Genomic DNA, 5,648 nt, shown 5'->3' with positions numbered 1-5,648 from the left:
GTAGTTTTGGAGTTCTTGAGAAAAGAGATTCATTTCGTTTGAAACAGAAAAACTTTATAGAAAACGCCATCCTTCCTGTATATTTCTACAAGAAGGATAGCGTTTTTTAAGTTATGATAATACAAATTCACCTTAGCTTGATGGGCATAGGGTACCGCCACATGCCCATCAAGCTAAGTAAAAACAATACCTCCAATAACGAAACGCTATGCTTATCGTAAGAAGTTTACGAGAAAGGATGTTTTTTTTTATGAATCCTATCATCTTTAATGAACTGACACTTTTTGCGAAAGAATTACAACGCTTTCTATCTCCATTAGTCCTACAAGAAACTGCCAAACAGATGGGCTTTGTACAGCGATCTAGTAAGTATCAAGCAGCTGAACTCATCGCCCTTTGCGTTTGACTCAGCCAAAAGTCGCTAGTACAAATTATGTAGTCGTTTAGAGGCTTCAACGGGTGTACTAATGAGCCCAGAAGGGTTGAATCAACCCTTTAATCCAGCAGCTGTCACATTCCTCCGTGAAGTCTTTACTTCGCTGTTAACACAAAAAATCTGTTTAAATCAATCACTTTCTTCAGACATGATTTCTACTTTCAAACGTATTCGGATTTTAGATGCGACTGTATTTCAGCTACCTGATTCCTTTGGAGGTTGTTTCATCCGCATGAAGGATGGTTCGAGCAAGTAGATGCTCATGCATCCTTTATACAATATCACTAACCATTGATCAGCCCCGTATAATAACCCATTTCCCATCGTTTGACGTGATAAGTAGATTCCCATCCGTTCAAAATGCTTTTTCTGACGATAAAGAGGCACTCCCTCTACATATTTTTGAGTCATGATATACGCCATAATGGACGGGGAAGCGAGGCTTTTTGGAAAGGCAGGAGCTGGCATATTCGCAGTCACGATCGGTGTGGAAACCTCATCTAGTTCACATTTTGCGGCAAGCATATACGTATTTCTTATGTTCTGTTACCTGTACTTCTACAGGAACAATCGTCATTTCCTTACGGACTTCTACACTCATCTCATGCAAAGCACCACCACAGCACGAACAAACCTGTTCTTCGTCAGCCAAACGATATTCCATCGTTTCGATAGGAAGGTTTTGAACGGACTCATCCCTATGACCGCGTTTCTTTTTACGACGATAGGTGATGGTTTCAACAACTGGTTCGGGTACTTCATTGGGCGCATGAAAGAGCTGAGAGATTAATCACAGCTGCGGAACGCAACCCATTTCAGTCAACGCTTTATCAAAGCCTTCTCATCAGTCTGAATATGTATATTGATTTACTTCAAGCGTACCGCCAACAACTTTCTACGTTAGAGCGTGAGATTGATCAATTGGCGGCACAACTCGAAGAATATGAATTAATCCAATCGCTTCCCATGAAGAGACTGCAATCTCAGCAAGAAAACCGACACCGCTCTCAAATAAAGGGGGCGATGTCGGCTTTAAACTTAACGGCCAAACTCCTTATTGATTATTTTATCGTGAGCCGTCGACACTACCGGGCCTACCGCGTTGATGGCTGTTATCAAAATATGCTTCCCGTCTAGAGATCCAACGGCTCTCGATTCATATCCGAAAGTACCGCCGGCATGCCCCCAGTAGGATTGCCCGTCCGCTGTTTTAAATTCATAAATTCCTAGTCCGACTTTACCAAAAGGTCCATCTACTGTTGTGTGCATCTGGTCCATCATCTCTTGAGATAGAAGCTCCCCGCCCAACAGCGCACTGAAGAAGGTAGTCAAATCTATGGTTGTTGAGACTATATCTCCGGCTGCATTTGCCCATGATTGATTCATTTCTGTAAGATCATACAAATGACCCGATCTGTCCATATTATATCCTGTGGCATGCTTACCCGGAATTTCGTGACTATTTCCCATCACAAATGTTCCTGTCATCCCAAGAGGTATGATGAAACGTTTCCTGATCTGCTCCGCATACGTTTCTCCTGTTACCTTCTGAATAATTTGACCGGCTAGTACAGTATTCATGTTGGAATAGTTCCAGCCCTTCCCTGGCGCAAATACAGGCGGCTTTGAAAATCCCATGCCGATAAGCTCATCGACGGAATAGTAACGGTACGGATTTTGAGGCAAAGTAATATCTCGGAAATCCAAATCTGTATAGCTAGCAAGCCCACTTGTATGATTCAATAACTGACGAATCGTAATTTTATTGCCATCATACCCTTTACCTTTTATGACCCCTGGCAGCCATTTTTCGACCGAATCATCCAGATTCAATTTTTTCTCGTCAGCCAACTGCAATACAACGGAGGCGGTGAACGTCTTCGAAATGCTTCCAATACGGAATGAGAAATCGGACTCCACCGGGCGTGGTACTTCGTAACTTGCTGTACCTGTAGCGTAAGACCAGCTTTTCCCGTCCTGTAGACCGCCAGCTATGACACTTGGGACTCCTTTGGTGGTAACTACTTGATCCATGACGCGTTTGACTTCTTCCCGATGCTTTCTTTTCTTTTCTTTCTCGTTATTGCCAACTTTATCGATAGCTTGGTAGGTTGCCGTCTGATCTTTTGCGTGGACAGTTCCATAAGCATGGAAAGCCAGTGGACCCGCCAATATAGCTGTTAAAGTAAGTGCAACTCCTTTTTGAATGGTGAATGATTTCATAATGCATCGCTCCTATTATTTTGGAATGTTGTTCTGATTTACCCCCTCATCTTACCTCCGTAATTGTAAAATCGAACAGTGATAAAACCGCTAAACTTTTGATGACATCTTATTTGGACCTGTCACTTATAACGCATGACAAACTGTCAACTGTCATATATGACGTACTTTCTAAGCTAAATTCTAACCATCCCCCTCATTAGCTTGACGGATCGGGAAGTAATGGTGCATGATAGCTCTGATTCATTCGGCAATTGGTTTGAAAAAAAATACAAGTAGGTGTTCATAATCCGTGTTCTCCATAATGAAAAAATGGTTCTGGTATGATTGGATATTTGTGGCCATACGAACGATTTGGCTGGTCATAATCACAAGCGCTGATTTTATCAATCCGTCATTAATCGATGCGTCGCTTTGGATTGTTCTTTCTCTTGCTTTTGTCGTTTACCTCGTTCCATTAATCGTCCGCTATAGGAAAGAAGACCGGTATCTTGCAGTCGATGTCACGGCAGCGGGATTTTTTCATCTTTATTTAGCCTACGTAGCGCCGGAATTGCTTTGGTCTTTCGTTTTACTCGTGATGATTATCGGCTTGGAGAGCAGTCGAAAAACCTATATGTGGACAGGCGTCCTCTGTGGAATCGTATTCCCTGCATTGAACGGTTGGATCGCTGATCGTCTCCCGTATGAGTTTATCGTTAGCTGCAGCCTTGGTTTTGCCATCGGTATCGCGTTTAGTATATTAATTCAGTCCCATAAGCAAGCCCGAATTATTCAAGAGCAGAAGTTGTTGCTGGAGCAGCATATTAAGCGGATTGAGGAGCTTACACTGATAGAGGAGCGCAGCCGGCTTTCACATGAGCTGCATGACACGATTGGCCATGCGCTTACCTCGCTCATCGTTGGCGTCGAATCGCTACGAACGTCCGTGCCGGATTCGCAGATCGAGAGGATCGATTCGCTTGTCGGTATTGCCCAGCACAGTCTGGATGATATCCGAAAGCATCTGCACCAGCTTTCTCATACTCTGTTAAACCATTCGTTAAGTGAATCGCTGCGGCAATTAACCGAAAAGTTTATGAAGTCGACAGGTATAACGGTCAAATTTCGTGTGATCGGCAATGAGACTTTCGTTATGCAAAAAATAAAATTTTGTCTGTATCGCTGCCTTCAAGAGTCTCTAACCAACGCGGTTCGGCACGGCCAGGCGAGCGTGATATCCGTTCAACTGCATTTCGATAGTCAGCAGCTCCGGTTACAGATCGAAGATAACGGCATCGGAATGGAAGAAATCCAATTCGGATTCGGGCTCAATGGGGTGAAGGAACGGCTTGAACTATTTCATGGCACGCTGTCCGTTCATTCCGGGTCTGGGCAAGGAACTTTCGTCATATGTAATATTCTGTTGCAGACAGAGCCAGTACATGACACGATCCGCCTGCTGATCGTTGATGACCAGGCGATCATTACCGACAGTTTGGAGCAACTTTTGGATCAGCATGCTGATTTTACCGTCGTTGGTAAGGCGCGGGACGGATGCGAAGCATTAGAAAATTGTGAGCGGTCGCAGCCGGATATCGTGCTAATGGATATTCGCATGCAGGGAATGGACGGGCTTGAAGCTTTACTTGAGATGAAACAGCGATGGCCTGATATGAAGATTGTGCTCATGTCAACGTTTGAGGATACCTTGCAGGCAGCAACTGCATTGGAGCGCGGGGCGGAAGGCTACATTCTGAAGTCGATTCATCCGCGTGAGATGAAGGAAGCCTTGAAACTTATTTATAACGGAGGAACCTGGATCGACCAATCGGTCGCTACGCGTGTTTTCGAAGAGATGAGGCGTCAACGCGAGCAGTTGGAGAAGATCGGCTCAAGTAAGGAAAACTACCCGTACGGGCTTACGAAACGCGAGATGGAGATTCTGGAGCATCTGTCAAACGGGTTGCGCTACAAGTCGATCGCCGCCAAGCTATTTTTATCGGAGGGAACGATCAGAAATTACTGCTCGAATCTCTACTCGAAGCTCGACGTCAACAACCGCGAAGAAGCAATAGAAATGGCGCGAACGGAGAATATAGTGTAGGCGCTGGAGAACTTTCCGATTTTTCTCTTGTTTTTTTCAAATGCTTCTTCCCCGTAATATTCAAATCGTTTATCATGCAATCTTAACAAGTTAAAGTCATATAATAGTAGTTTGAACCATTTAGAAATTTAAACTGTTTTTCAATAAAAAAGCGCATTAATCCTCCTTGGATCAACACACTATTTAAATTTATTAGCGCCTTGTATGTTTTTTTATTTTTAACGCTCTATCCGAAAGAATTCTCCATCTTCAAAAATTCTTGAAGGGTGATAACCCAATTTTAAGGTGGAACAACGTATCGTATACAAAACTACATGAGAAAGTAGCCAATCAACGCAAAAACTTTCTTCATCAAAAGTCTAAAGAATTAGCTACTAATTTTGATGTTGTAGCGATTGAAGACTTGAATATGAAAGGTATGTCTAAAACACTTAACTATGGTAAAAGTGTAGCTGACAATGGTTGGGGTGTATTTACTACTTTCCTTAAATACAAACTTGAAGAACAAGGAAAACAACTAATCAAAATTGATAAATGGTTTCCGTCTACAAAACTATGTTCATGCTGTGGAACAGAGAAGATTATGTCACTATCTGAACGTACTTATAAGTGTTCTTGTGGCACTGTGATTGACAGGGATTACAACTCCGCAATTAATATCAAAAACGAAGCAAGACACTTATTAACGTTAGCATAAATGATAAAAACAAAAACTTTTGGAACAAGAGGGTTAGCTCGGTCAATTTTCGTTGGCTATTAAAAGCAATGATGAGTCGAGAAGCCCCCACTTCAATTAAGCTCATAAGAGTTGAATCGGCTACACTAAGTTGGACAAAAAAAATAAGGGCTATTACACTTAGACTACCAACTTAAAGGAGCGTGCTACTATGTCACGTCAACGTC

The 5,648-nt window shown here is 42.8% G+C and carries 2 protein-coding genes and 3 pseudogenes; 3 read left to right on the top strand and 2 right to left on the bottom strand.

Going from position 1 to position 5,648, the window contains the following annotated elements:
• Window positions 1-250 precede the first annotated feature (250 nt).
• Window positions 251-650 (top strand): annotated as a pseudogene (locus ACQKMD_RS21520) (IS4 family transposase); the annotation flags it as partial.
• A gap of 3 nt (window positions 651-653) precedes the next feature.
• On the opposite strand, the pseudogene ACQKMD_RS21515 reads toward ACQKMD_RS21520, so the two are convergent.
• Together ACQKMD_RS21515 and ACQKMD_RS21510 are read right to left on the bottom strand one after the other, a co-directional pair.
• Window positions 654-1,187 (bottom strand): annotated as a pseudogene (locus ACQKMD_RS21515) (IS66 family transposase); the annotation flags it as partial.
• Between the two features lie 287 nt (window positions 1,188-1,474).
• Window positions 1,475-2,659, bottom strand: coding sequence for a serine hydrolase domain-containing protein (locus ACQKMD_RS21510; protein WP_427754583.1), 1,185 nt, complete (start codon window positions 2,657-2,659; stop codon window positions 1,475-1,477).
• 292 nt (window positions 2,660-2,951) lie between these two features.
• Between ACQKMD_RS21510 and ACQKMD_RS21505 the strand changes: the two genes are divergently transcribed.
• A complete protein-coding gene (locus ACQKMD_RS21505; protein ID WP_427754581.1) occupies window positions 2,952-4,745 on the top strand; it encodes a response regulator in 1,794 nt (597 codons plus the stop codon).
• Window positions 4,746-4,968: 223 nt separating this feature from the next.
• Window positions 4,969-5,442, top strand: a pseudogene (locus ACQKMD_RS21500) (RNA-guided endonuclease InsQ/TnpB family protein); the annotation flags it as partial.
• Window positions 5,443-5,648: the final 206 nt, after the last annotated feature.

Source organism: Viridibacillus sp. NPDC096237 (assembly GCF_050278625.1).
Classification (GTDB): domain Bacteria; phylum Bacillota; class Bacilli; order Bacillales_A; family Planococcaceae; genus Viridibacillus.
Note: the sequence above shows the minus strand (reverse complement) of the source record. Positions and strands in the feature narration are given on the sequence as shown.

Bases quoted from the DNA above. Each gene is read 5' to 3' on its own strand.
- ACQKMD_RS21510 (WP_427754583.1), bottom strand. From the start codon at position 2,659: ATGAAATCATTCACCATTCAAAAAGGAGTTGCACTTACTTTAACAGCT.